Origin of the sequence: Lactobacillus sp. OTU4228, from assembly GCF_001006945.1 — a bacterium.
Taxonomy (GTDB): Bacteria; Bacillota; Bacilli; order Lactobacillales; family Lactobacillaceae; genus Lactobacillus; species Lactobacillus amylovorus.
Genome location: NZ_CDLD01000009.1, coordinates 1 through 26,866, shown reverse-complemented (window position 1 = coordinate 26,866; position 26,866 = coordinate 1). Strand labels below are relative to the sequence as shown.

At 39.3% G+C, this 26,866-nt stretch carries 21 protein-coding genes, 1 tRNA gene and 2 pseudogenes; 4 read left to right on the top strand and 20 right to left on the bottom strand.

The window, feature by feature from the left end:
* Window positions 1-99: IS3 family transposase (locus tag BN1206_RS09365; RefSeq protein WP_145996651.1), on the top strand; the 99-nt coding region annotated here is incomplete at its 5' end.
* A 58-nt stretch (window positions 100-157) separates the two neighbouring features.
* Here BN1206_RS09365 and BN1206_RS02100 read toward each other — a convergent pair.
* The 8 genes from BN1206_RS02100 to BN1206_RS02065 form a co-directional block, all read right to left on the bottom strand.
* A tRNA-Thr gene (locus BN1206_RS02100) sits at window positions 158-230 on the bottom strand.
* Between the two features lie 58 nt (window positions 231-288).
* Window positions 289-837 (bottom strand): TetR/AcrR family transcriptional regulator, encoded by a 549-nt coding sequence (locus BN1206_RS02095; protein WP_013437303.1) that lies wholly within the window; start codon window positions 835-837, stop codon window positions 289-291.
* 99 nt (window positions 838-936) lie between these two features.
* The gene (locus tag BN1206_RS02090; protein WP_013437302.1) at window positions 937-1,194 is read right to left on the bottom strand and encodes a hypothetical protein; all 258 of its coding nucleotides are present in this window, start codon (window positions 1,192-1,194) and stop codon (window positions 937-939) included.
* Between the two features lie 122 nt (window positions 1,195-1,316).
* The gene (locus tag BN1206_RS02085; RefSeq protein WP_013437301.1) at window positions 1,317-2,075 is read right to left on the bottom strand and encodes an NADPH-dependent oxidoreductase; all 759 of its coding nucleotides are present in this window, start codon (window positions 2,073-2,075) and stop codon (window positions 1,317-1,319) included.
* A gap of 85 nt (window positions 2,076-2,160) precedes the next feature.
* Window positions 2,161-2,538: a hypothetical protein gene (locus tag BN1206_RS02080; RefSeq protein ID WP_013641570.1), complete on the bottom strand. Its 378-nt coding sequence runs from the start codon at window positions 2,536-2,538 to the stop codon at window positions 2,161-2,163.
* 31 nt (window positions 2,539-2,569) lie between these two features.
* Complete coding sequence (locus BN1206_RS02075; protein WP_052542813.1) at window positions 2,570-4,801, bottom strand: DEAD/DEAH box helicase; 2,232 nt, start codon at window positions 4,799-4,801, stop codon at window positions 2,570-2,572.
* Between the two features lie 10 nt (window positions 4,802-4,811).
* Window positions 4,812-6,137 (bottom strand): ATP-binding protein, encoded by a 1,326-nt coding sequence (locus tag BN1206_RS02070; protein ID WP_013641568.1) that lies wholly within the window; start codon window positions 6,135-6,137, stop codon window positions 4,812-4,814.
* A 4-nt stretch (window positions 6,138-6,141) separates the two neighbouring features.
* Window positions 6,142-7,974 carry a TerB N- and C- terminal domain-containing protein gene (locus BN1206_RS02065; RefSeq protein ID WP_052542817.1) on the bottom strand — a complete coding sequence of 611 codons (1,833 nt, stop codon included), beginning with the start codon at window positions 7,972-7,974 and terminating at the stop codon, window positions 6,142-6,144.
* A gap of 213 nt (window positions 7,975-8,187) precedes the next feature.
* Between BN1206_RS02065 and BN1206_RS02060 the strand changes: the two genes are divergently transcribed.
* On the top strand, window positions 8,188-9,846 hold the full coding sequence (locus BN1206_RS02060; protein WP_013437292.1) for a phosphoenolpyruvate carboxykinase (ATP): 1,659 nt from the start codon (window positions 8,188-8,190) through the stop codon (window positions 9,844-9,846).
* A gap of 74 nt (window positions 9,847-9,920) precedes the next feature.
* Here BN1206_RS02060 and BN1206_RS02055 read toward each other — a convergent pair whose 3' ends face one another.
* The 10 genes and pseudogenes from BN1206_RS02055 to adhE all read right to left on the bottom strand — a co-directional run bounded on the left by BN1206_RS02055 (window position 9,921) and on the right by adhE (window position 23,533).
* Window positions 9,921-10,334 (bottom strand): bis(5'-nucleosyl)-tetraphosphatase, encoded by a 414-nt coding sequence (locus BN1206_RS02055; RefSeq protein ID WP_052542815.1) that lies wholly within the window; start codon window positions 10,332-10,334, stop codon window positions 9,921-9,923.
* Between the two features lie 149 nt (window positions 10,335-10,483).
* Window positions 10,484-10,711 carry a P8 family protein gene (locus BN1206_RS02050; RefSeq protein ID WP_013437290.1) on the bottom strand — a complete coding sequence of 76 codons (228 nt, stop codon included), beginning with the start codon at window positions 10,709-10,711 and terminating at the stop codon, window positions 10,484-10,486.
* Between the two features lie 117 nt (window positions 10,712-10,828).
* Window positions 10,829-11,560: pseudogene (locus BN1206_RS02045) on the bottom strand (carboxymuconolactone decarboxylase family protein).
* Between the two features lie 100 nt (window positions 11,561-11,660).
* Window positions 11,661-12,854, bottom strand: a complete 1,194-nt coding sequence (locus BN1206_RS02040; RefSeq protein WP_052542812.1) for an acetate/propionate family kinase — start codon at window positions 12,852-12,854, stop codon at window positions 11,661-11,663.
* 321 nt (window positions 12,855-13,175) lie between these two features.
* Window positions 13,176-14,345 (bottom strand): mannitol-1-phosphate 5-dehydrogenase, encoded by a 1,170-nt coding sequence (locus BN1206_RS02035; RefSeq protein WP_013437287.1) that lies wholly within the window; start codon window positions 14,343-14,345, stop codon window positions 13,176-13,178.
* 3 nt (window positions 14,346-14,348) lie between these two features.
* Window positions 14,349-14,795: a PTS mannitol transporter subunit IIA gene (locus BN1206_RS02030; RefSeq protein WP_013437286.1), complete on the bottom strand. Its 447-nt coding sequence runs from the start codon at window positions 14,793-14,795 to the stop codon at window positions 14,349-14,351.
* 15 nt (window positions 14,796-14,810) lie between these two features.
* Window positions 14,811-16,592 carry a PTS mannitol transporter subunit IIBC gene (locus tag BN1206_RS02025; RefSeq protein ID WP_013437285.1) on the bottom strand — a complete coding sequence of 594 codons (1,782 nt, stop codon included), beginning with the start codon at window positions 16,590-16,592 and terminating at the stop codon, window positions 14,811-14,813.
* A 121-nt stretch (window positions 16,593-16,713) separates the two neighbouring features.
* Complete coding sequence (locus tag BN1206_RS02020; RefSeq protein ID WP_013641564.1) at window positions 16,714-18,786, bottom strand: BglG family transcription antiterminator; 2,073 nt, start codon at window positions 18,784-18,786, stop codon at window positions 16,714-16,716.
* Between the two features lie 118 nt (window positions 18,787-18,904).
* Complete coding sequence (gene glmS / locus BN1206_RS02015; protein ID WP_013437283.1) at window positions 18,905-20,716, bottom strand: glutamine--fructose-6-phosphate transaminase (isomerizing); 1,812 nt, start codon at window positions 20,714-20,716, stop codon at window positions 18,905-18,907.
* Window positions 20,717-20,905: 189 nt separating this feature from the next.
* Entirely contained in the window at window positions 20,906-23,533 is a 2,628-nt protein-coding gene (adhE, locus tag BN1206_RS02010) for a bifunctional acetaldehyde-CoA/alcohol dehydrogenase (RefSeq protein WP_046434040.1), read from the bottom strand.
* Between the two features lie 299 nt (window positions 23,534-23,832).
* On the opposite strand from adhE, the gene BN1206_RS02005 reads away from it, so the two are divergent.
* Complete coding sequence (locus tag BN1206_RS02005; RefSeq protein WP_052542810.1) at window positions 23,833-25,206, top strand: amino acid permease; 1,374 nt, start codon at window positions 23,833-23,835, stop codon at window positions 25,204-25,206.
* A gap of 30 nt (window positions 25,207-25,236) precedes the next feature.
* Here the strand turns inward: BN1206_RS02005 and BN1206_RS02000 are convergent.
* Window positions 25,237-25,733 (bottom strand): annotated as a pseudogene (locus BN1206_RS02000) (DapH/DapD/GlmU-related protein).
* 106 nt (window positions 25,734-25,839) lie between these two features.
* Here BN1206_RS02000 and BN1206_RS01995 point away from each other — a divergent pair.
* Entirely contained in the window at window positions 25,840-26,721 is an 882-nt protein-coding gene (locus BN1206_RS01995) for a LysR family transcriptional regulator (RefSeq protein ID WP_082104740.1), read from the top strand.
* A 46-nt stretch (window positions 26,722-26,767) separates the two neighbouring features.
* Here BN1206_RS01995 and BN1206_RS09360 read toward each other — a convergent pair.
* Window positions 26,768-26,866, bottom strand: a 99-nt coding sequence (locus tag BN1206_RS09360; RefSeq protein ID WP_145996651.1) for an IS3 family transposase, incomplete at its 5' end; no start/stop codon positions are given.

The following is a 26,866-nucleotide window of genomic DNA, read 5'->3' as shown; positions in this document are numbered from 1 at the left end:
TATATCGAATACTATAACGAAGAAAGGATAAAGAGCAGATTAAAAGGCTTAACTCCGAAAGAATATCGGAATCAAGCCTCTATTAATCCTGTATTTTAAACTGTCTAATTTTTAGGTCTCAGTTCATCATTACAGGCCTTTTTTGTTAGTACTCTGATGCTGAATGCCAGAATCGAACTGGCGACCTTCTCTTTACGAGGGAGATGCTCTACCAACTGAGCTAATTCAGCGAACCAACCACATAACACTAGAATTATACCAAAACTAGCGCCAGTTGGCAAAAAAATGCTAGGAGATGAACTCACGAATTTTAATCAACAAATCCTCAATTTCTTTCTCGCTGATCTTTCTATCTTCTTTAATAAAAGTGATAAAACTATCAACATATAAAGTGGCCAGCATATCCTGCTGGAAAGAAGTCAAAGCTTCACCAGTTATTTCCTGATACTTATCAATTAACATTTTTCTTAAATCACGCTTTAAGCAAATTCTACCAGTGTCAATCTTAAGCAAGCTCAAAACTTCCAGACGATGTTCTTTCAAATATGGCAAATTACCTTGATAAATCTTCTCCAATTTTTCCAAAGCAAAGGAGTTGTCGCCCTCTAGTCTCTCAACCAAGATTGTCTTATACACCTGGAGAAATTCCTTATTCATCTTATCAAGCAAGTCATATTTATCCACAAAATGGAGATAAAAAGTCTGACGATCAATCCCGGCTTTTCTAGCTATTTCACTAACCTTGATCTTCTCAAAAGGCTTTTCTTGCAATAAGTCTACAAATGCTTTTTTGATGTTCGCTACTGAACGAATGCTTCTTAAATCTTGTTTCATCATTACACCACAAAAGTCCCCATAACTATATCGGTTATGGAGACTCCATTCTATTCATAATAGTGTGTTAGTTTTTCAGTTAATTTATTAGTTTATTTAAATTTAGTTTGCTTTACGATAACCGAAGTAGAATTGCAAAATGGCAATGACCACGTTGACCCAGTTAACAACTAAGAACCAAGTTGCTAATGTACCAGCTGGGTGACTTACACCATAGAATACCCAGAAGCCGACAATTACGGCAACTACATTAATCCATGCGAAAGTCTTTTGCAACTTTTGGTCATCAAGTTTGAACCACATCCAAATACCATTGATTAACAGCCAAATAAGCAAAATCCAAAAAATAGCATTAAACATAAACCTATCTCTCCTTTCAATGTACGCATATATTATATTTTTCAACTAGGCTTATAAGCAATAGCCAATAAATATACAAACGTCAACTATTTGACGAAAAGAGATAAAGTGTCAATTTTTTGCTACTTCCAGTCTAAACAGAGACCTTGTTTGTGAAGTTCTTTTGATAATTGATCACGGTCAGTTTCGTGATTATTAAGCTTGGCACCAGTGATTTGCTTGGTGAAAGAATCGATTCTGCGGTTGGCATCCCGCAAATCGTAATAAGTAGTGACCACTTGGTCGTAGTCCTTAAGCTCCTTAACATTGAAATCTTTATTGTATTTGCCTTCAAAGCAAGTGAACTTGTATGGCAAACGTGGCTTCAATTGTGGCTTTTGATCAGGCACACCTACTTGCATCCCCAACACTGGAAAAGTCAACTCAGGCAAATCAAGCGTCTTAAGCAAATCCAACGGATGATCGTTAACCGTACCAAGTGGCACATAGCCTAAGCCCATACTTTCTACCGCATTAGCGACATTTTGAAAAGCAAGCAGCGTATCTTCCATCGCTTGGAAAAAGATATCAGTCGTGTGAACACGGCCGTCGTCTTTGTCAAGTTGCTTTCTAATTTGTTGGTTACGGTACAAGTCAACGATAAAAATAAACAAATCGCCTTCTGCACCAACATATTTTTGGTTACATAACTTTTGAATTCTCTTCTTTTCTTCAGGATCGGTAACGTGCAGTAAGCTAGCATTTTGCATAAACATGCTGGTTGGAGTTTGACCAAAAACTGAGTACAAAGTTTCCAGTTGTTCTTTAGTCAAAGTTTGATCTTTAAATTTTCTAATAGAACGGTGATTTAGTTGTGTATCGATAGTTTCGTTATGAATCATTTTCGTCCTTCTTACTATTAATTAGTAAGTCCATTATAGCAAAAATAAAGGCACACAGGAAATATACTTCTGTGTGCCTTCATGCTTATTTACCTTCATTTTCAAGATTGTTGATTGCAGTTTCAACCAATGCGTATGCTTGGTGAGCTTGGTTCTTTGCTTGAACATATTCGTTCAAGTTGTCGTCACCGTTAGTAAGCACACGTGCAAATGAGATTTGTTCAGCCATCAAGAAGTTGAATAATGAATCCCACTTCTTGTCTTCAAACTTGATTTCCTTAGCGGAAATTCTAGGCATCATTTCACGGGTAGTGTTAAATGCCTTTTCCAAAATTTGTTCATCTGCGTCGGTCAAATCACGCACATTGTATGCTTGGTGAATTTGGTGAACCTTCAAGAGTTCTTTTAACAAAGTTCTTGCTTGTGCATCTTTAGAAACTGATTGGTTAATTTTTAAAGTCATGTTACCTACTCTTTTCTTTTTTTAGTTAATATTATACCAAATTGTCTTTGACCATTTGCTTAACGCAGCGTTTCATTTCTTTGATATCAAGAATACTGTAGGCAAATTCTTTTCTGAGCAGTTCCTTGGGCAAATATTGATCGTACTTATCGATTCCCGGCACTTCATTTGGGTAGACCAGATCAAGTGGATCAAAGTCCTTTGCGGCTTCTTCACCAAGAATACACCAGAAGTCATGTTCATCGGCATCCATCGCGAAATACATGAAGTATGGCCGTGATGAATTAAAGCCGCGGATATTTAGTTTCTTGCCGCACTTAATGCGAATTAAACGCTCTAATGCTAAAAATGCGTAAGTCCCAGTCCATGGGAAAAGACACCACATGTTACCGCCAAGCTTGATTAAGTTCTTCTTTGGCCAACCAGCTAATGCCGCAGTATCGCGGGCCTGCGTTAAACGTGCCTTGCCGTTTTGCATCAAATACGGGTACATCGTTTTTTCAGCGAGTACCTTCTTCATTCTTTGCAAAATCTTCGGTTGGATATCGCCCGGTACATCCCCAAAGTAGGCAGGAATTCTGCCTTTTACTTCGTGACAATATACCTGGTGGCGCTTGATATCAACGTCTTCGACAATCCACACGCGACCGGCAATCGCAATCTTGTCTCCTACAGGAGGCGGCTTAACGATGGTACCTAATTCTTCGCTGCCAGCATGGACGCTGAATTCCTCATTTTCTTGGAAAACCGCGTAAAACTTAAAGTTATTCACAACTTTTTCGCCGGCAAGGCCCACAATCAAGCCACCATTCTCGGTCCATTCGATGTGTCCCGTTTTAAGCAAATGCTTAAGCAAAACGCGATAGTCTTCTTGGCTCACGTTGTGGAAATATGACAGAGTTAATACCCTAGAGGCCAGTTCTGCCGGTGTCATTTCACCACCTGCAGCCAGCGTACTCATCGTTTGGTGGTAAAGCAAACTATATGGCAAACGGTTAGGTTCAGGCGGTTCAACCCATTTTTCTTCGGCATAAAGCTGTACCAAGGCAATTCCTTGCAGCAATGGCCATGGAATCAATTCTGGCAGCATTGCCCTTGATTCAGGGTGCTCTTCGCGCATCACAAAGTGCATTTCTGGCGGATTGCCGCGGCGTCCTGTCCGTCCCATTCTCTGCAAAAAGCCTGACACAGTAAACGGCGCATCGATTTGAAAGGCAGATTCCAGCTGACCAATATCGATTCCGAGTTCCAGCGTGGCCGTCGCACAAGTTGTCATATAAACATCGTCATCTTTCATTGCGGCTTCTGCAGTTTCACGCAAGGCTGGTGAAAGATTACCGTGGTGAATCATGAAGCGATCCGGTTCATGATTATAGGCGCAGTAGGCTCTAAGTTCCTGACACACAGCCTCACATTCTTCACGACTGTTGGTGAAAACCAGACACTTTTTGCCACGCGTGTGTTCAAAAATATAGCCAATTCCGGGATCAGCCAATTCTGGTGCCTTATCAGTTTTCGGTTCAATTTGACTGGGATCAAAATTCTTTGAACTAGCTTGTGGATCGGTTTTATAAAAATGTTCCATGGAAAGATGCCAAATTTGCGGTTCATTCTGCACCCTTGGAGCCACAGTTTTTCTATTTGAACCGGCACCTAAAAATTTGCTGGCATCTTCCAGATTGCCGATAGTCGCAGAAAGCCCGATTCTACGTGGATTAACGTTAGCTAGTTTAGACAAACGCTCAATTAAACAAAAAGTTTGTCCACCGCGGTCGCTTCTAAGAAATGAGTGCAATTCATCAACGACAATATATTTCAAGCCGCCAAAAAGATGCGGAATATCCATGTGCTTGTTGATCATGAAGCTTTCAAGCGATTCGGGCGTGATTTGTAAAATACCCGAAGGATGTTTGAGTAGCTTACGCTTTTGTGTTTGAGCCACATCCCCGTGCCAGCGCCAAACTGGAATATCCACATCTGTGCATAAGTCAGTTAAACGATCATATTGGTCATTGATCAACGCTTTAAGCGGAGCAATATAGAGAACTTTAACCGAATCTTCCGGCTCATTGTAAATCTCTGACAAAATCGGGAAAAAGGCCGCTTCGGTTTTCCCTGATGCCGTTGAAGCTGACAAGAGCACATTATGATCAGTGTTAAAAATTTCTTCGGCAGCCGCAACCTGGATTGGTCTTAAATTTTGCCAGCCATGTTCATAAATATAATCTTGAATAAATGGCGCATAATGTGAAAAAACGTCCATAGTTCATCCTTTAAATCTTAAATTCGGTATAATCCTTTTCCGCATTATCCGAAACGGCTTCTGACTTGGTATAGCTGAATTGATCTGAATTAAGCAAGTCCGTGATCTTTTTATCTGGATTTTGCCAAACAATATCAAGCAATTCGATAAAGTCACGAATAATTTCACGTGGCGTGATATTAGTATCTGCACCGACGCGGGCATACTCAATCTTGATAAATTGAGCTAGGTCATTATCAGTAATCGTGCGCTCGTAGCCGTACAAATTGGCATGCATGTCAGCTAGTTTTTCTGTCAAAACCAGCATTTCTTCTGCGGTTAATGGTTCAAGCTTAATCACTGGAGCGTACATGTCGCGGGCGCTTTCTTGCGCAAATTTACCTGAGGCTAAACGACTACGCAGAGCTTCATATGAATAAACTCCGCGGCGCCGATCTTCAACGGCTTGCGGCGTACCACACATGATAATGCCCAGATATTTGGCCTTACCCTGCAAAGTATCGTTGTACATGGTCAAAATCTTTTCATAGTTGTACTGACGACTAATGGCGTTAGGAATTTTATAGATATTCACTAATTCGTCAATCATGATCATCAGGCCAGCATAACCAGCTTGTCTAAAGAAGGTCGCAAATAACTTCAAGTACTCATACCAATCGCTATCGGAAATGATAATATCAACACCCAAATCTTTTTTGGCTTCGGTCTTGTGACTGTATTCACCTCTAAACCACTTAACGACCTTGGCCTTAGTTTCGTCGTCACCACTCATGTAAGCGTGATAGTACATATTCAACAGCTTGGCAAAATCAAAACCGTGAACCAGTTCGTTCAATGATGAAATTACGCCATAAATCTTCTGATCCACTGCTGCTTCAAACTTGGGATCATCACTGGCAATTCCTTCGCTAACAACCTGTGTCTGCACCGAATTGATCCAGCGATCCAGAATTAAAGTTAAGGCGCCGCCTTCAGGTCTGGTTTTGGTAGAAAGATTTTGAATTAATTCACGATAAGTGGCTAGCCCTTGGCCTTTTGAACCTTGCAAACGTCTTTCTGGCGAAAGGTCGCCGTCAACGACCACAAAGTTTTTGTCCATGACGTAGTTGCGGATGGTTTGCAGTAAAAAACTTTTACCGGAACCATAACGTCCAACAATGAAGCGGAAACTAGCACCGCCTTCTTGAATGACGTCGACATCGTGCAGCAATGCTTCAATTTCTGCTTTACGGCCAACTGTGATATAAGGCAAACCAATTCGTGGCACTACCCCACCTTTGAGCGAATTCAATACGATTTGGGCAATTCTCTTAGGTACTCTTCTTTTTTGTGGCATATTTTCATCCCTTCAAAAACATATCTTCTAAATCTTCTTTATAATCTTCAATAATTTGTGGTTGGTTATCTTCATCAAATTCGATGACATTATCGCCAATTTCGTCAAACAGCTTTTCGTTGATGCTATCAGCCAGAATCGATACCATCAAATGATTTTTCTTAACGTAATCTTGCCACGGCTGATTTTTAAGTAAAGAAATAAGCAAGAACATCTCATTTTTATCGAGACCATATTCATTATCTGTCTTAACTTCTGCTGGTTTCTCAATCTCTTTTTTCTGCTCTACTTGCTTTTGTTCTTCCTGCTCTAATTCTTTTTCTTCATCGGTTAACAGGCTATCGCGTGTTACCGAAGCATTAGCACGAATTTTATCCAAGTCAGAGAAATCAATCTTAATCTGATCAATCTTGGCTTTTTCTTGTTGTTCTTGATAAACAGCAATGCCAGCGTCAATCGCCTTTAACACCGCTTGATCGATAAAACGTGGCTTGATTGGACGCCCCAGCTTTAACTTCTCACGGGCAATGCGGTCCAATTCATGCAAAAAAGTATTTAAATTGGTCTTCTGCCTTTTCACCGGCTCATCAAAATGAATTTGCCAAGTGCCATTCATAAAGACATATTTTCTTGCGGCATCAACCATTTGGGTGGGAATTTTCTTTTCCCGATTATAAAAAACGCTGCCTAAAAACACATCTTGCTGCTTAACCTGTGGCTTAGCCACAAAGGCGCTGTAATAAGCAATGCCAAACTTTTTAGCATCTAGCAATTCCTGCCACACGCATTTTAAAAGCTCGGTAAATTTAGCCTGATTCTGCTTAATCACCTTGGAAGTGTTCCAATACGATGATCTATTTGCAAAAACAGCGGCTAATTTCTCAGTCGAATAATCTTCGGGATGACGCAAAATCAGATAGTCATGGTCTTCTTTAATTTCTTGGGCAAAACAATTATCGATCTCATCTTGTCCTAATTGGTAGTACAAAACATAGTCTTTTAGCCAATCATTCAGATAAGGTTCCATCGCCAAATCATACTTTTCCACATAGTTGTGCTTAAAATCAAGCAACTTGTCATAGCCTTCTTGTGGATTCACGCCGACATTGTTCAGTAATTCATAAAGATATACAAACGCATACGACGTACTCGTCTTCTGATAATCGCCCTTGCGCAATTTACTCCGCCAAGTAAAATAACTGCGCAACTGACCGATATTCATGTCGTGGTAAGTCGGATAAAAGCGTTTAAAGGCAAAATATTCTGCATAATTATCCTCATAGTCCGCCATAAAACGTGCTTGCACATAAAAATTCTTGGCTCTACCTTTTTGCGGCAAAAGACTGTAATCATACAGTTTGAGCATCTGTCTAATTTTATCCGGAATATCTGGATCGGCCTGCTTTTGCAAATTCTTGCGTGGCTTAATTGGCTCGGCCTTGTACTTTTCTTCCACATCATCAGGCGGAATATAGAAATATTGGTCCTGCGCGACGTTAACCTGCTTGCCGTTCATCGCTAGCTTAAAGGCATAATCGAGCGCCTTTTTGACTGAACTATCATTGTTTCCTAAAACAGCACCTACCCAAGCTGCGTCTTTGATTCTAACTGGATCAGTAAAACCTGGTAAATCGCGGATGGTGCCTGCAAAGTCACCACATTTTAAGTCAAGGACAGCTCTTATTTCTCCGTTGATCTTGATACGCGAAAGCATGGCAAAATAGCCGCTATCTACTGGCGACATGAGCAAATAAGTCTCAGCCGAACCTGGAATAATCGGTTCAAACTTAAGGCCATATTTTGCATAGACGTATTTAAACAGCTGATTCGAATCCATTTTGCCTTCCTTTCTTGCGTACATGTGTTCTAATTATAACATTTTTTAAACGCGCGGTCTCCTAGTAAACTCGGGCATAAGTATAAGTTTCTGCTTTTCATAAAATCGATATTTTGACATTTGTGTGGTTATTAACAAACTTTTATGTTATCATAGGTGACGTAAGTTAATGAAAGCGTTTTAATAAGCTTCCTAGAGAGGAAAAATCTTAATATGAGTACAAAAGAACGTTATTCTCAAGATGAACTTAGAAAAGCAAATCCTATGTTTAGCCGCACTCGTGCAACAATCGAGAGTGCATTTTATGGCAACAACGTACACGAAGTAACCAGTGTTGCTGAAGCTTACAATTTAGCTAAGAAGCAATCAGGTGTTATCGTTACTGACTTACCAATCCTTCACACCAAGGAATTAGGCTTACCTTACGGCGCAACCCAATTGGTTTACAACCATGGTAAGATCTTAGGTAGAACTGCCAGTGCACGTCACTTTGTTGACAATCCTAACGAAGATGCAGAAGCCTTAAACGGTGATTTACGTGAAGACATTTACAAAGGTCACGATCAAAAGTACTTAAAGGCTACTGTTTTGGTAGGTCTTGACCCATCATTTACTGTTAAGGCCCACATCATGATGCCAGAAGACCAAGCCTTCAACTTACTTTCATACATTTTGAACTTCCACTTCTTTGACGAAGAAGCTGAAAAGATGTACGCAAAGTCCAAGTTCTATAACGAACCAGACATCTACTTCTACTTCGATCCAAATGTTCAAGATGAAGATTATCCTAAGGGTTTAGGTGTATTTGACGCTCCTCATAACTGTGCCGCTGTATTTAACCTTCGTTACTTCGGTGAACTTAAGAAGGGTACATTGACTTTAGCTTGGGCTATTGCTCACCGTCACGGCTACACTGCATGTCACGGTGGTGAAAAGTCATTCCACTTCAACGACAAAGACGACAAGACCTTCGCATTCTACGGCTTGTCAGGTTCAGGTAAGTCAACTTTGACTCACGAAATGTACGATGGCAAATACGACATCACTGTATTGCACGACGACGCATTCATCATTTCACGTGAAGATGGTTCATCAGTAGCTCTTGAACCTTCATACTTCGACAAGACTCACGACTACCCAGCAGGTCACCACGAAACTAAGTATTACACCACTATTATGAACTGTGATGTAACTCTTGACGAAAACGGCAAGAAGGTTATCGTTACTGAAGACTTACGTAACAACAACGGTCGTGTTATCAAGACCCGTTACACTAGTCCTCACCGTGTAGACTTTGAAAAGTCACCAATTACTGCTTTGTTCTGGATCATGAAAGACGGTTCATTACCTCCAATCATCAAGATCGATGACCCAGTATTGGCAACTACTATGGGTTGTACTTTAGCAACCAAGAGAACTTCTGCTGAAAACTTGCCAAAGGGCTTTGATATGAACACTTTGGTTATCGAACCATTCGCAGACCCATTCCGTGCATACCCTGTATCAGGCGACTACACAGACTTCAAGGAATTGTTCACTAAGCGTGGCGCTAGTTGCTACAGCTTGAACACTGACGCATTCATGGGCAAGGATATTCCAAAGGAAGTTACTAAGAAGTTAATCGAAGACTTGGCTAACGGCAACATTAAGGACAGCGACTTCAAGCCATTCGGTAACTTCAAGGGTGTAAGCTACTTACCAATTGACGGTTACGAAGTTCACCTTGAAGACCCAGAATACCAAAAGACCTTGGCCAAGAGAATGCAAGATCGTTTGAACTGGCTCAACAAGTACGATGAAGAACACCCAGAAACTCCAATCCAAGATGAGGCTAAGAAGACTTTGGAAGCTATCATCAAAGAATTAAGCTAATTAGGAAATGTTTCATATAATTAAATAAGATTTCTTAATGACGAAAATACGAGAGCTTAATGCTCTCGTATTTTTTATTGCTTAATGTAATCCCGCGCGGCTCTTAGTACGTCCATCTTGCCATGTTCTGTTAGATACTTTTTAGCTTCTTTAAAAGTAACCCACTTGTCTGCTAAGATCTCTTCTTTTTGCTTAGCTACCTTTTGTCCTGCAACGTACTTGGCCAGATAATATGTAACAGTTTTAGTTTTCTTTTCTGTTAATGAATATTTCTTCTTACGTATAAAATTGAAATCAAATTCTGGCTTTAGCCCTACCTCTTCCGCAACTTCACGTTTAGCTGCTTCTTGGGCTGTCTCCTCGCCTTCTAAGTGTCCTTTAGGGAAACCCCAGTTATGATTTACTACGCTCTGTACAATTAAATATTCTAGCTCTCCGCTAACAGCTCTTCGATAAATAACTGCACCTGCCGAATGTTCCATAATCATTTTTGTCACCCAACCTTTAATAATTAAAACAATTATTAAATATTTATTAATGAAGGTCAAGAAATTAGGATCAAAAAAATGACCAAATCCTCTAGACTTGGTCACCTTATGTGCAGACGAAATTATTTAATTAAATAGAATGTTTTAAGTTACTTCTTTAAGTTCTTTTCGCAGTAATCCTTAACTTCGTCATCGCTGGCTTTAAGGATCCATTCAACAGCTGCTTCAGTCTTCATCGTGTCGTGGCCATTTGCTTCCATTTCGTGGTCCCAGATAGCGTCACGAATAGGCATGTGGTTACCCTTTGCCCAATCAAAAACTTGGTCCATTTCACGATCAATCATAGCGGTTTGTTCAATTTCTAATGCATCTGCCATAATAAAAGCTTCCTTCCTGATAACCATTACATTATAGTTTCATCAGATCTGATTACAATTATATTGTAGTGCCATCAGGTGCAAGTGTTAAATAAAACGCCTCATTCTTATTATTTTTTAATCTTTACCATTAACCGCTTCATCGGCCTTGTTAACAATGGTTACAGCGTTCAAACTTCTTGGGTAACCAATGAATGGAACGTTTTGTTCAATCACTTTCATTAAGAACTCTTTATCATTACCCAATTTAATATTAGCTTGAGCATGTGCTAAAAGTTGCGGTTCACAGCCGCCTTGTGCAGCAATGTAGCAGAAGGTTACCATTTCACGGTCATTGTCACTTAAGCCTTTTCTAGTGTAGTAATCGCCAAAGCAGTTATCTACTAACCACTTGTTGATAGTACCCTTCTTAGCAAAGTCTTTCATTTGTGGTCCAAATAAGCGAATTTGGGTCTCTTCGCCCTTTTCAAAACGATTATCCATAGTCGTGATTGATTGGCTTGGAAGAGGCATTTCTACGCCACGTGCACGTAAAACGTCGTTAGTAGCATTAAAGAATGGGAAGACTCTACCTAAACCTAAGTAGTCAACGGCTTGGTATAAAACTTCCTTTGCTTCGACAGGACTTACACCGTTATCAAGGGCTACAGGAAGCATTACCTTGTACTCATCAACGCCTTGCATCCCCAAAAGGTAGGCCAAAGTAGAGAGCATCTTAGTTCTATCTGGCAAATCAACATCTGCTTAAACTTCGTCAAAGGCAAAGTGATTAATTCTTTCTAAGGCTTCTGGATCAGTTTTTTCTAATAAGTTTGCGTGTGCAGTTTGTGCATCTTTTTTAATTGACATATTATCTTCCTTTCTAAGATGGTTATCTTCATCTTCTATTTAAGACCACTTTGCCATTAAAGAAAAATATCTAATTATTATTCTCACAAATAACTTGTACTTATGCTAAAACGGCACACTTAGTAAGACGCATGACATCGCGAGCAATCATTAATTCTTCATTGGTTGGAATTACCATCACCTGAATTGAAGAGTCTGGCTTAGTAATAAACTTTTGTCCATTGGTCTTATTAGCCTCGTAGTCAGGGTTTACGCCCATGTACTTAAAGGCATCCATAATTGCTTGACGCATGCCTACGTCGCCCTCACCAACGCCAGCAGTAAGCACGATACCATCGACACCGCCCATTTCAGCAATATATGCACCAATATAGCGGACAATCCGGTTAAGGAAGATCTTACGAGCAAGGACTGCACGTGGATTCTTGTTGTATTTCAAATCGCGCATATCTGATGAAATGCCTGAAATGCCAAGTAAACCAGATTTTTTATTCAAAATATTGATCATCTCATTCATTGAAATGCCGGTCTCATGCATCAAGTGCTGCAAAAGCGATGGATCTATGTCGCCTGAACGAGTACCCATAGTGATCCCAGAAAGTGGACTGAAGCCCATTGAGGTGTCATATGACTTACCATTCTTAACTGCAGTGATTGATGAGCCAGAACCTAAGTGGCAGGTAATCAATTTAAGGTCTTTCAGATCCTTCTTCATCATCTTAGCAGCTTCTAAAGTTACATAGTGGACAGATGTGCCGTGAGCACCATATTTACGTGCACCGTATTCCTTGTAGTAGTCATAAGGAATTGAGTATAAATAATGAACAGGATCCAGCGTTTGATGGAAAGAAGTATCAAACACGGCAACTTGTGGCACCTTAGGCAAAACATGCATAAATGCTTCGATTCCGCGTGCTTCTGCTGGGTTATGCAGTGGGGCAAAGTTTGACAAGTCTTTGATCTTTTGCAAAACCTCTTGATCAACTACAGTAGAATCCTTGAAGATTTCGCCACCGCTCACTACACGGTGTCCTACGCCAACGATTTCGTTTAAGTCTTCAACTACATGATATTTCTTTAAAGCTTTAAGCAGTAGACTTACTGCAGCTTCTTGATCAGGGACCTCAACATGTTCAATATGTTCATTGCCATCTTGCAAGGTAATCTTAAAGCTAGCCCCAGGTAAGCCAACACGATCAGCCATACCGAATGCCACTACCTTTTCATCAGGCAAAGAGAATAATTTAAATTTAAATGATGAACTGCCTGAATTTATTGCCAGAACCTTCTTCATTGCAAAAATCCTCCAATTTATTAGTTATATTTTTCACAAGTGAAATTTCACTTAATAGTATAGCTCTTTCATCTCTTATTTAAAACACTTTTCAAAAATCCGTAACAAGTCAAATCAGTTATAAGCACTGATATATCAATGAATCCAACCATTTATTACAATCCATCAAATTCATTTTCGCCACTATTTAGCAAATATTAATTTATTACCTACTTTTTGAAATATTTAAAAACAATTATCAAAATTGTTCATTTTTTAACAAATAATGGTATAAAAACACCCCAAAGACAGATCGTCTTTGGGGTGAATTATTTTAGGTTATTACTTCTTGGAGTCTTTGTCGGCAGCCTTGTATGATTCAACGATTTCTTCTACTAACTCTGGATCATTCTTCAAGCCAGTAGTTTCAACGATGACATCTTTCAAGGCTTCGTCTTTAAGCATTTGCATTAACTTAACGCTTTCCTTGTCCTTTGGTTCGTCAAAGTGGTAGATTCTACCAACAGTTTCCATCAATGCACTGTAGTCTAATCCTCTTTCCTTCAATTCACGGATAGGACGAATGAATCTTTCGTTATAGCCTAACTTACGGATTGGAGTTCTACCAACACGGGCAATGTCGTCTGAAATATATGGGTTTTGGAATCTGCTCAAAATCTTGTTGTGGTATTCTTCAAGGCTTTCTTCAGTAAATTCCTTGTTCCACTTGTTGTAAAGAAGTGAACGGGTTTCGCTCAAAACTCTCTTAACTTGCTTCAATACGAAGGGATCCTTGATGGCATCCCCAATAGTTGAGTAGCCAACGCTCTTGCCAGTGTAAGCAACAGTTGCGTGACCAGTGTTAACTGAGAACAACTTTCTTTCAATATAAGGTTCAAGGTCTGGAGCGTAATCAACACCCTTTAACTTGATATCCTTGTTCTTCATTTGACTTTCGTCAATGACCCATTCCTTGAAGTCTTCAACTGATACGAACAATGGATCATCATTGTGTTGAATAGGAACGATTCTGTCTACAGCTGCGTTAGGGAAGCCGATGTACTTGTCGATTTCTGGCTTTACATCGTCATCTAAGTGCTTGTAAACTTCTTCCTTCAAGTGTTCTGAACCACCGATCATGTTTTCACATGCAATAACGTCAAGTGGCTTAGTGTTGCCTGATTGAACTCTTGCAGTTAAACCTTTAGCAATAAGTGGAGCAATGATGGCCAAAATCTTAGGACCAATAGCAGTAGTAATCATGTCAGTTGACTTAATTGCTTCAACTACCTTGTCTGGATCCTTAGCGTTGTTAATACCGTCTACGTTTGAAACGTGAATTCTCTTCTTGCCAGGTGCGGCTAATTCAATGTCATATTCACCGCGCTTGTTCAATTCATCGATAATAGTTTCGTTAACATCAACGAAGTCAATGCCAAAACCATTATCTGCTAAAGTTTCACCAATAAATCCACGACCAATGTTACCTGCACCAAAGTGTACTGCTCTCATTTTTTAATCTCCTACGTTCTTTAATAAATCAATAATTTCTTGTGGTGATTGTGCGTCAGCTAATTTGGCAACGTTCGAAACGTCACTACAGAAAATCGCAATCTGTGACAAAATATTTAAGTGTTCGTTGTTTAATCCGGCAATCCCGAAGACAACCGTTACTAGTTGTTCCGTATCATCATCTGGATTACTGAAGTCAACGCCCATCGGAATCTGTACTACAGAAATTCCAGTCTTTTTAATATGCTTTTTTCCTTCGTCAGTTCCGTGAGGGATGGCGATGAAATTGCCCATGTAGGTTGACACGTCGTTGTTACGTGCAATCATTGAATCAATATATTCTGGATCTGCGCAACCGCCGTCAACTAACAATTGACCAGCCATTCTGATTGCTTGATCACGTGTGGGCACGTCTTGATTAAGTTTAATCATCTTAGGATCTAGTTTCATTTAGCTCATCCCTTTCTAGTGCAAATTCTGAATAGCTTCAGCAAGCTTCTTGTCTTTAAGCAAGTCGTTCACTACCAAAGTTTGAATGTTACTGTATCTAACAGCTAAGTTCTTGTTAGCTGCTGGAGTTACGATTACCAAGTGACTAGCGTCATCGTCAAGTTCATTGATTCTGACAGCCTTAACTGGAGTAGTCTTACCAGCCTTCTTCATTGCATCCCTGAACAGACTAGTTGCCATCGTAGCAGTACCTACGTGTTGATCGTGACGAATGAAGTTTACTTCTTTAATTTTACTGAAGTCGATTCCTTCAACTGAACCAACTTTCTTTTCTACTGGTTTAGCTTCAGGCTTGTTTTCAACTTGAGTCAAAGCCTTAAAGCTTGCAACGATTATGTCATATTTTGGACTGCTCAAGAAATTGCCAACTGAAACGTGCATAGCATTTGGAGTCTTTTGCAAAGCTCTATCTGCTAATTCTTCTTGAGTGATAACTAACAAGCCATTTTCATCCTTCAAGTTTCTAACAGCTGTGTTAGTTACTGGCAACTTAATGCCGGCTTTCTTAAACTTATCACGCAACAATGAAGCACCCATTGCGGATGAACCCATACCAGCGTCACATGCAAAGATAACTTTCTTAACATTTGCATATGATTTAACTGATTCATGTGCATTTTCTGCTTCTGGCATTGATTGACCCTTTGATTCAGCCTTCATAGCTTCCATTTGAGCTTGCTTTGCAGCTAAGTCATCGCCAGAGCTCTTATCATTCTTAAGAATAATAGCGGCAAGAATGAATGAAACAACTGCAGCACCTGCAACACCGATAATGTTGCCGACATATGCGTCTTTAGCAGAAACAATCAAGATCGCAATGATTGAACCAGGTGAAGCAGCGGCTTTCAAACCACCACCAAGGGTTGTGAACAAGAACGTACCTGTTACACCACCACCAATTGCGGCAAGAATCAAAGATGGTTTCATTAATACATATGGGAAGTAAATCTCGTGAACACCACCAAAGAATTCAATAATTGCGGCACCTGGAGCTGAACTCTTGGATCTGCCTTTACCGAATAACCAGAAGGCAATCAAAATACCCAGACCAGGACCTGGGTTTGATTCCATTAAGAACAATACTGACTTACCTGCTTGAGCAGCTTGTTGAATACCTAATGGAACCAAGATACCGTTACCAATAGCGTTGTTTAAGAACAATACCTTGGCTGGTTCAATAATGATGTTGGCAAGTGGTAATAAGTGAGCCTTGATGATTGCATTTACCCCAACACCTGCCCAGTAGCTTCCCACTGCCATAACTGGTCCGATGATAAAGTAGGCAAAGATCGCAGCAATCATACCTAAGATACCAAGTGAGAAGTTGTTATAAATCATTTCAAAACCAGATTTAATCTTGTCTTGGAATGCATTATCGATTTTCTTTAATACCCATGCACTGAGTGGACCCATAATCATGGCACCTAAGAACATAGGTTGTTGAGTACCAACGATAACACCGAGTGTACCAATTGCACCGGCAACGGCACCACGTTCGTCATCAACCATACGACCACCTGTGTAACCAATTAAAAGTGGTAACAGATAGTGAAGCATAGGTTGAACTAGATTATTAATATTTTTATTTGGGAACCAACCGTTTGGCCACATGAAGAATGCAGCGGTAAGACCCCAAGCGATGATCGCACCGATATTCGGCATAATCATACCGGATAATGCGGTACCAAATTTTTGAACCTTCACTTTAACGGAAGATTTACTCTTTGCTTGTGCCATTTTCTTCTCCCTCTCTAATCAACTTACATTTTTATCGTAAGTCAATCCGTAAGCGTTTACAATGACACAAAAATAGAACTCTGGCACAAAACTGTGCCAGAGTCTGAGTATGCCTATTCTATTAAGCTTTAATATTCTTACTTGATGTAAGCCCTTTTTTAATTTCATCCAAAAATAGGTCGGCAAGAGCATCTTTTATCTGTTCTTGATTACCATTAGTGAACAAATTCAAGTTGCTGTCACTCATGATGATCATGCTGGAAACCATGCTTAACAGTTGCTGCTCTGAATCAGATAAATTGTCTGGTGCCAACATAAGAAGGATTCTTTTGACCTGAATCATATTGTGATCCATTGATAAAAGAGAGATTTCATTGTCCAGATCGAACATGCTAAAAGAACAGCGAGTAATTTCTGGGCTTCTCGTGTGCAGCAATGCAATATGGCTGTTAGGAATTCCTACCGGTGCCATTCTTATTCTTTTAAGCAGATTCTTGGCTACAGGCATTTGCTTGCGAATCAAAGTTGAATCTGAGTGGGCCAAACATTCCTGAATTACTGCGATCAAGTCTTGCGAATTATACTCCAAATGCTGGATTGTGATGCCGTTGACTAGTTCTGAACAGAAAAGCGTGCTGATAGATATCTTAGACAAGCGCGCCGCAGAGTCTTTGTGGTGATTTTCAACGATCGATTGCGTATCTGTATCAAGCGGATACTTTTGTTCATATTCCTGTAAGTAATTCTTGATACGCTCGATTTCATTATCCAGCAGCAATGGACTAACTAGCTGATAATCACGAGAGAAACCTTTTAGCTTCAAGGTTGAAAAGATCAAATTGTATTGCGACAAATCGATCTGATTCAATGTCGAAACACGGCTGACCTTAATCTGTTTGATTTCAGGAAACTCCTTTTTAAGTCGAGCACTCAAAATCGCCGAAGTCCCGATCCCGTTTTCACAAATAACCAGTGCCGTGAGGTTGCGATTGTTGTTTTGACTAGTATATTCGTTAGCAAAATACAACAAAATCAGCTGCAGCTCTGAATCCGTCAAATGATTATCAGGGAAATCGACACTCCAATATCGTTGAATAGCTGCGTACAATTTATCAAATTGGTGACTCAAACCAGCCAAAATTTCGATTGGCGTATCAGGCAAAAGTGCAACGCGGTGCTGCACCAAACTGATCACATGCTTGGTCAGCTTAGTCATGAAGTTCGGATCCTTTTTAAAGTCCCAGCGAACTTCTTCTGAAACAGATTGCACGAAGTTTTTCACTTTAACAGAAATAGCCAATTCGCTATCGTTATAAGTCAGATACGTGTTGTGGTAGTCGCAGGCCAGCAACTTATTGGCCAAATATGAAATATCGTTTTGATCTACCTGGATACTGCTCGTCTTAGTTTTGGCAAATAAAGCCATAAAGCGATAAACGTAGCCTTGATATTTCATTGTATTTTCTGCCGGTTGAATGAAATCTAGCTTGCATCCCGCCATGGTCCGTTTAAGCGTAGCCGCAAAAATCAGAATCAATTCGATCATCTTTTGATCGGTATCAATTTTGACGTTATTAAAAACACTTTCCTTCAAGCATGAATCAACCGTTAGCAATAGTTTCTTATCAATTATGTTCAAAAATGGATTGTTGCTCTTAATATCATTATGCAAATATTTGAAGAAGTCATACTCGTTGATTTCATTGAGCATCACGTCCACAAATACCTGGCGGCGCACTTTTTCAGGCGCCTCAATCGAAAGTCCCACGCCCTTTTTCCGAATCAATTTAATGTGATAACGATTGAGCGACTTCTCTACTGAATTCAGGTCATTTTGAATTGTGGCTTCACTAACATTTAAATCTAACGCAAACTGGATTATTTTACAAGGCTCTGTACTAATTAAAAGCGTAGCCGCAATTGCTTTTTCTCTTTTATCAATCGACATCACGGATTGGCTATGGGAAGTGCGCACCAACTTTTTAACTTCGCGCAATTCTTTTGCGTCACCTGACAAGTAATACTTGCCCTTTTGGTTAACGATTTCTAGCTTATTCTTTTTTAAATCGCCAAATTCACGATAAACTGTCCGCCGACTAATTCCCAGACTTTCCTCGATCTGCTTGATCGTCACGCCTGTTTGATTTTCAAGAAAAAGTTGCAGAATTTGTTTCTGCCTTTGCGTTAAAAACATAGTATCGCCTTTTATCTATTTATAAATTATTCTTAACATAGATTATACTTGAAAGCAAAAAAGAAGACAGACCTCAATCTGTCTTCTAAAAAATTATTATATGTGTAATTTTAATTAATTATTCAACAGTTACACTCTTAGCCAAGTTACGTGGCTTATCAACATCTAAGCCCTTGTCCTTTGAAGCGTAGTATGCAAGAAGTTGAGTTGGTACAACAGTCAAAAGTGCTGACATGTAGTAGTTGATATCTGGCAATACAATAGTGTCAGCAGCGTTAGCAAACTTCTTACCAACAATAGTGATGATGCTTGCGCCACGAGAAACTACTTCTTGAATGTTACCACGAGTAAGGTCAGCAGTAACTGGGTCGTTGATCAAAGCAATAACTGGAGTACCCTTTTCAATCAATGAAATAGTACCGTGCTTAAGTTCAGCTGCAGCGAATCCTTCAGTTTGGATGTATGAAACTTCCTTCAACTTCAAGGCACCTTCAAGGGCAACAGCGTGATCGATACCACGACCGATATAAAATGCGTTTCTTGATGGTACTATGTACTTCTTAGCAAGCTTTTCAAGCTTTTCTTTACCATCAACGATTTGTTGGATACCTTCAGCAGCGATTGCTAAGTCATGCTTCAAGTTCCAGTCCTTAGCTTCTTGAACGCCTAACTTTTCACCCAAAGCCTTAGCTAAAACGGCTTGCAAAGCAACTTGAGCAGTGTAGGCCTTAGTTGAAGCAACAGCGATTTCAGGACCTGCACCTAAAAGCATAGTGTAGTCGGCTTCACGAGAAAGAGTTGAGCCTTCAACGTTAGTCATAGTCAAACTTGGAATACCACGCTTGTTAGCTTCCTTCAAAACAACACGTGAGTCAGCAGTTTCACCTGATTGAGTCAAGAAGATGAAGAATGGGTGCTTGCTCATCATTGGGAAGTGGTAACCAGCTTCTGAAGCATAACCAACTTCGGTAGGAATACCAGTGTAGTGTTCAAAAATAGTCTTACCTACAAGACCTGCGTGGTAACTAGTACCTGCAGCGAAGATGTAAAGACGATCAGCCTTTGAAATAGCATCAACGATCTTTGAATCGACCTTTGGTTCACCGTTTTCGTCAAGGTAGTTTTGTGACATGTGACGCATAACGCCAGGTTGTTCATCGATTTCCTTTAACATGTAGAATTCGTAAGTACCCTTTGAAGCAGCGTTTGGATCGATGTTCAAAACGTGAGGTTCACGATCAACCTTCTTACCGTCAATAGTTTCGATAGTGTATGAATCCTTGGTAATGTCACCAACGTCACCATCTTGTAAGTCAACGAAGGTCTTAGTTTGATCAAGAACTGAAATAGCATCTGAAGCAATGATGTTAAAGCCATCGCCCAAGCCAAGCATCATTGGTGACTTGTTCTTAGCGATAAATACGTGATCTGGTTCAGTGTCATCAACAAGTAAGAATGCGTATGAACCCTTAACAAGCTTCAAAGCTTCCTTAAATGCTGAAAAGGTATCTAAGTTCTGGTCACGAGCAATCTTGCTGATTAATTGAACAACAACTTCAGTATCAGTATCTGAGTGGAACTTAACACCTTGTAAGTACTTTTCTTTTAATTCGGCGTAGTTTTCAATCACACCGTTGTGAACTAAGTAGAAGCGTTTGGTTTCATCAAAGTGAGGGTGAGCGTTGTCAACAGTTGGCTTACCGTGGGTTGCCCAACGGGTATGACCAATACCAACTAAACCTTGTTCATCTGGAGTTAACTTTTCTTTCAAGTTTGAAATACGGCCAACAGCCTTGGTTAAGTATTCGTGTCCATTTAAATCGTTTAAGTAAATACCAGCTGAATCGTAGCCACGGTATTCCAAATTAGTTAATCCATTTAAAATAATATCTCTTGCAGGCTTACCTACAACTCCAACAATTCCGCACATATTTTTCTCCTTTGGTCTAGTTCAATATTTCTTAATGGACTAGTTTGTTTTTATGATTACAGTAGTCATAATAGCCTTTTTAGCCAAAGTGGTCAAGTAATAATTCACAAAATTGGTATAATACTTTTGAAGGCAAAAAAATAGCTATCAGAATCGTTATCTGATAGCTATTTTTTATGCTGTTAATCTTTATTTGTTATTAACAATACCCTTGCCTTCGTAGCAATCTTTCATTAATTGAATGATTTGGCTAATAAGTGGAGCAGTTGGGTTAGTTACAGTGTTTTGGTCACCGTATGCTTCAACAGCTAATTCGTCAACTTTCTTGTCGAATTCAGCCTTGTCAACACCGTAGCCCTTGTAAGCCATCTTGATGCCAACTGATTCAGCCAAGTCGATGATCTTTTGGACAAGCTTTTCAACTAATTCGTCATCGCTTGAACCAGTCAAACCGATTGCTCTAGCAATGTCGGCGTAGTCACTTTTAGCACGGTAAACTGAGTAGTGAGGCCACATGGCAAGTTTTTCAGGACGCTTTGAGTTGAAGCGGATAACTTGTGGTAAAGCAATTGCATCACTTACGCCACTTGGAATATCGAAGGTTGATCCAACGGTGTGAGCGATTGAGTGTTCAAGGCCAAGGAAGGCGTTTGAGTATGCCATACCTGCAATAGTTGCGGCATCATGCATTTGCTTTCTTGCGTCAAGGTCGCCATCGTATGACTTCTTCAAGTTAGCGAAGATAGTTTTGATAGCTTCAAGTGACCAACCACGAGTGAAGTCAGTAGCCATAGTTGAAACATAACTTTCAATTGCGTGGCCTAATGCTTCAAAACCTGACCAAGCGATCAAACGCTTTGGTAAAGTTTGTACGAATTGGTCATCAACAATTGAAACATCTGGAGTTAAAGCATAATCACATAAAGTGTGCTTAATACCAGTCTTAGCATCGCTAATGATAGCAATTGGTGAAACTTCTGAACCAGTACCTGAAGTAGTTGGGATACATACAAGTTGAACGCCGTTAATCTTTGGGAAGCGAACTACTCTTTTTCTGATGTCCAAAAACTTTTGGTAAGCTTCCTCAAAACTCATTTCTGGGTTTTCATAGAACAAACGCATTGCCTTAGCAGCGTCCATTACTGAACCACCACCGATAGCAATCACAACGTCTGGCTTGAAGATGTTCATTCTGCGAACACCGTCTTTAATCACGTCAGTGTTAGGATCAAGAGTTACAGCCTTGAATACTTCGTATTCCTTTTGGCCACGGCGCTTTGAAATGATGTCAGTAATTTCATCAGCAAAGCCTTGATCAGCAACACCTTCATCAGTAACGATGAAGAAACGATTTACGTTTGGCATGTGACGTAAGTAGTTAGCTGCGTTGTGTTCGAAGTAGGTCTTAGAAGGAACCTTTACCCATTGCATGTTGTCGCGACGCATAGCAACTGTTTTGATGTTAAGCAAGTCCTTAGCACCAATGTTGTGTGAGAAGGTGTTGGCACCGTAAGAACCAGTACCTAAAGTAAGTGATGGCAACATGTTGTTGTAAAGGTCACCGATACCACCAAGGGCAGCTGGTGAGTTAACCAAGATACGGCAAGCATCCATCTTCATTGCAAATTCATCAATGATCTTCTTGTCGCTTGAGTGAAGACCAGCGGTGTGACCACGACCACCGTAATCAAGAAGTTCAGAACAAATTCTGAAGGCATCGTCATGGTTCTTAGCACGGTACAAAGTGAATACTGGTGAAAGCTTTTCAGCTGAAAGTGGGAACTTTCTACCAACACCGTTGTATTCAGCAACGATTACCTTGGTGTTCTTTGGTACATCAACACCACAAAGCTTAGCAATTTCGTAAGCTGACTTACCAGCTACAGGACCTGCAACAGTACCACGTCTTGGGTCGATGAAGTGTTCTTCGAACTTCTTAATTTCTTCTTTGTTTAAGAAGTAGCAGTCCCACTTCTTGAATTCATCAACAACCTTGTCGTAAATTTCGTCGTCTACAACAACTGAATTTTCAGAAGCACAAACCATACCATTATCGAAGTTCTTTGACAAAACAATGTCATAAACAGCACGGTCGATGTTAGCTGACTTTTCAATGTAAGATGGACCGTTACCAGGACCAACACCAATAGCTGGCTTACCTGATGAATAAGCAGCCTTAACCATACCTGGACCACCAGTAGCCAAAATAGTTTGAACGCCTGGGTTATTCATTAAATCAGTAGTAGCATCTAAACTTGGTTCTTCAATCCATTGAACTGCGTCTGCTGGAGCACCAGCGGCAACAGCAGCAGCACGAATAATCTTACCAGTTTCTACACAACACTTTTGAGCTTGTGGGTGGAAGCCGAAGATAATTGTATTTCTAGTCTTTAAAGCAAGCATAGCTTTAAAAATAACAGTTGAAGTTGGGTTAGTTACTGGAGTAACACCAGCAATGACACCCTTAGGTTCAGCAATCTTGGTTAAACCTAATTCCTTGTCTTCCTCAATTACGCCAACAGTCTTTTCGTGACGTAAACTATTCCAAATATTTTCACTAGCGTACATATTCTTAGTAGTTTTGTCTTCTACCACACCACGCTTAGTTTCTTCAACGGCCATTTTAGCCAATGGATAAGCATTTTGTTCACCGGCAGTAGCAACTGCTTCACAGATCTTATCAACTTGTTCTTGTGTGAAGTTAGCCATTTGGTCTAATGCAACATGTGATTTCTTTACTAAGTTATCTACCATGTCGTAGATTTGCTTTTTCTTTTCTTCCTCTGTAAGAGTCTGTTTTTGTTGTGTCTTAGCCATTACTTATTACCTCTAAGATCTACTAATTCTTGTGAACTAATTTACAATGTCAACTATAGCACAATACTAACAAATGTAAATGTTTTAATTTATGATAAGTCAGGTTAACAATCTTTTTAGAGCATTTATATTTTTGATTTTGCGCCAATGAAAGCGCTTGTTAAATTATTTACTTTGTGAATTACCAAACTTATAATCACATGCTTTTTATAGATTTTTTAAATTTATCTGTTAAAGCTGGTGCAACTCCTTAACAATGATAAAATATTAAGTATATATGAAAATATGGGGGACCTTATATGAATGAGAAAAAATCGCAGACTGATTCTGGCTATAAAAGAACCCTAAGCAATGCACATATTCAATTAATTGCTTTAGGTGGAACAATTGGAACCGGACTTTTTCTAGGGGTTGGTGATAGTATTCACCGCGCAGGTCCTAGCGTTATTCTGATTTATATCATTGTAGGTATTTTCCTATTCTTGCTTATGCGAGCCTTAGGCGAAATGATTATGTCTGACCTTCATAAACACACTTACATTGATTTTATTGAACAATATCTCGGTAAAAATATCGGATTTATTACCGGATATCTTTATTGGATTAGTTGGATCACTTTAGGAATGGCAGAAACAACTGCCTTAGGAATTTATTTTGAATATTGGTTTCCAAATTTAAAACCATGGATTCCAGGATTAATTACAATTGCCGTTTTGTTGATCATCAATCTAATTTCAGCTCGTGTTTTTGGTAATTTGGAATTCAGTTTTGCCATTATCAAAATCGTGACAGTAGTTGCTTTTGTTTTATTGATCGCTTATCTATTAATCACTGGTGGTAAAACATCATTTGGTCCTGTTGCCTTTGCCAACTTAGATGATCACGGTGGTTTCTTTGCTAGAGGTACTAAAGGATTTTTGCAAGGTTTCCAAATGGTTATCTTTAGTTTTATTGGCGTTGAACTTATTGGTTTAACTGCTGCGGAAGCCCAAAATCCTAAAACTACCTTAAAGCGAGCAATTAATCAGTTACCTTTTCGTATCATTTTGTTTTATGTAATGGCAATCTTAGGTATTTTACTAGTGATCCCTTGGTCAAAGGTATCAACTAATTCTAGTCCATTTGTACAAGCACTCGGTGCCACTGGCATTAGAAATGCAAGTTCAATCATTAACTTTGTTGTAATTTCAGCTGCAGTTTCATCAACTAACAGCTTTCTATATAGCGCTGGTCGTCTTCTTTTCTCTGTCACTTATGGTGGTCATGGAGAATGGAACCAAACCTTTGGACATCTATCTAGAAGACAATTGCCACAAAACGCTTTAATTTTATCCGCTTTATTAATGGCATGTGCACCTATTATTACTCTAATCATTGGCGATCAGGCCTTTAATTTTATTTCTTCCACTTCAACTAGCATGTTTTTAATCATCTGGTGTTTGATGGTTTTAACCCATATTTCCTTTAGAAGAAAAACACCTGACTCTGAATTAAATGATTTCAAGATGCCAGGTTTCCCATATATGGATTATTTAATTTTATTCTTCTTTGTTCTAATGATTATTTTGCTTTTAATCTTACCCAGCTATCGTATTCCTATGATTGCCGCCATCATCACTTTCATAGTTTTATACATCATTTCCAAAGTTTGGCACAATGAAAAAGCTGTATAACTAAAAAGCCGCGAAAAATCGCGGCTTTTTTTAATCCTTAATTTTCTTAATGATTCTTGCCGGTATATCAGCTACTACTGTGTTAGCCGGAACATTTTTACTAGCAACTGCACCTGCAGAAACTACAGCATTTTCACCAATAGTAACGCCTGGTAAAATCATTGCTTTTGCCCCAATCCACGCATTTCTCTCAATTACTACTGGTTTAAGTTCCAATTCTTTTCGCTGCTTGGGCTTCAACTGATGATTTACTGAAATTAGATATGCACCTGGTCCAATTAGCACATCATCCTCAATAGTGATGCCACCTAGGTCAACCATCATTGCTCACCTAGCTTGATATTGCGTCCATAGTCAGAATAAAATGAAACTCTAATTTCCGTACTAGCTGGTACTTCCCGCCCTATAATTTCACTAACAAGTTGACATACTTCACAACTGCAATGACGCTGTGTATTCAGATTCTGAAGAAGACGTTGATTCTGCGCTATTAGTTGCGTAATAAGATCTTTATTATTTGCATCCATTTTTTATACTTCCTTTTTCTTGCTCAAATTAAGTTTAAAAGGTAAGCTAAGCAATGTAAAAAGCTTATTAAGTATCACATATTATAATTATTTTTTATGGTAAAAAATGGAATTACGAGTTTTAAACTATTTTGTTGCTACAGCAGAAGAACTAAACATGACCAGAGCTGCTCAAAAATTGTTAGTTTCTCAGCCAGCTCTATCAAGACAAATTGCTGACTTAGAAGATGAATTGGGAGTCAAATTATTCAATCGCCGGTTCCGTCATTTAACTTTGACTCCAGCTGGACAATATTTATTAGAGCAAGCAAAAGAAATCTTAGCTTTAACTGCAAAGACTAAGAGTAATCTTCAATCTTCTACTGTGATTAGTGGCGATTTAACAATTGCTGCAGGTGAAAGTTACGCAATGCAAAGGATCATGGACATTTTGAGTAATATTATCCAAGATTATCCTACTGTAAAGATCCATATTTTGAGTGGCGATTATGAATTTGCAGAAAAGAAGTTAAACATTGGTACCGTTGATTTTGCGGTGATCATTGGTAATCTGAACCTTTCTAATTATGCAGCCCTGCAACTACCTGAAAAAGACGTCTGGGGCGTTCTGATGCCAGAAGATGATCCTTTAACTAAGAAAGACAAGATTACCCCAGCTGATTTGATTGGTAGAAATATTCTCAATTCTCAGCAAGCTGAACATATGCATTATTTTGATAACTGGTTTGGTAATTACAAAGATCAGGTCAACTTTATTGGTACAGTTAATTTAAACTTTAATGGAACTTTGATGGTTAAGAATAAAGCTGCTTTGTTGTTAACCTTAGATAAATTAGCGAATGTTTCAAAAGGTTCAGGTCTAACCTTTAGACCTATTACACCAGCAATAAAAGAACCCATAACAGTAATTTGGAAACATGGTACCAATCTATCGCCAGCTGCTAAATTATTTTTGAATCGTCTACAAGCATCTATTGCGGATAAATAAAAAAGACTCAAGATCAAAATGAACTGAGACCTAAAAATTAGACAGTTTAAAATACAGGATTAATAGAGGCTTGATTCCGATATTCTTTCGGAGTTAAGCCTTTTAATCTGCTCTTTATCCTTTCTTCGTTATAGTATTCGATATA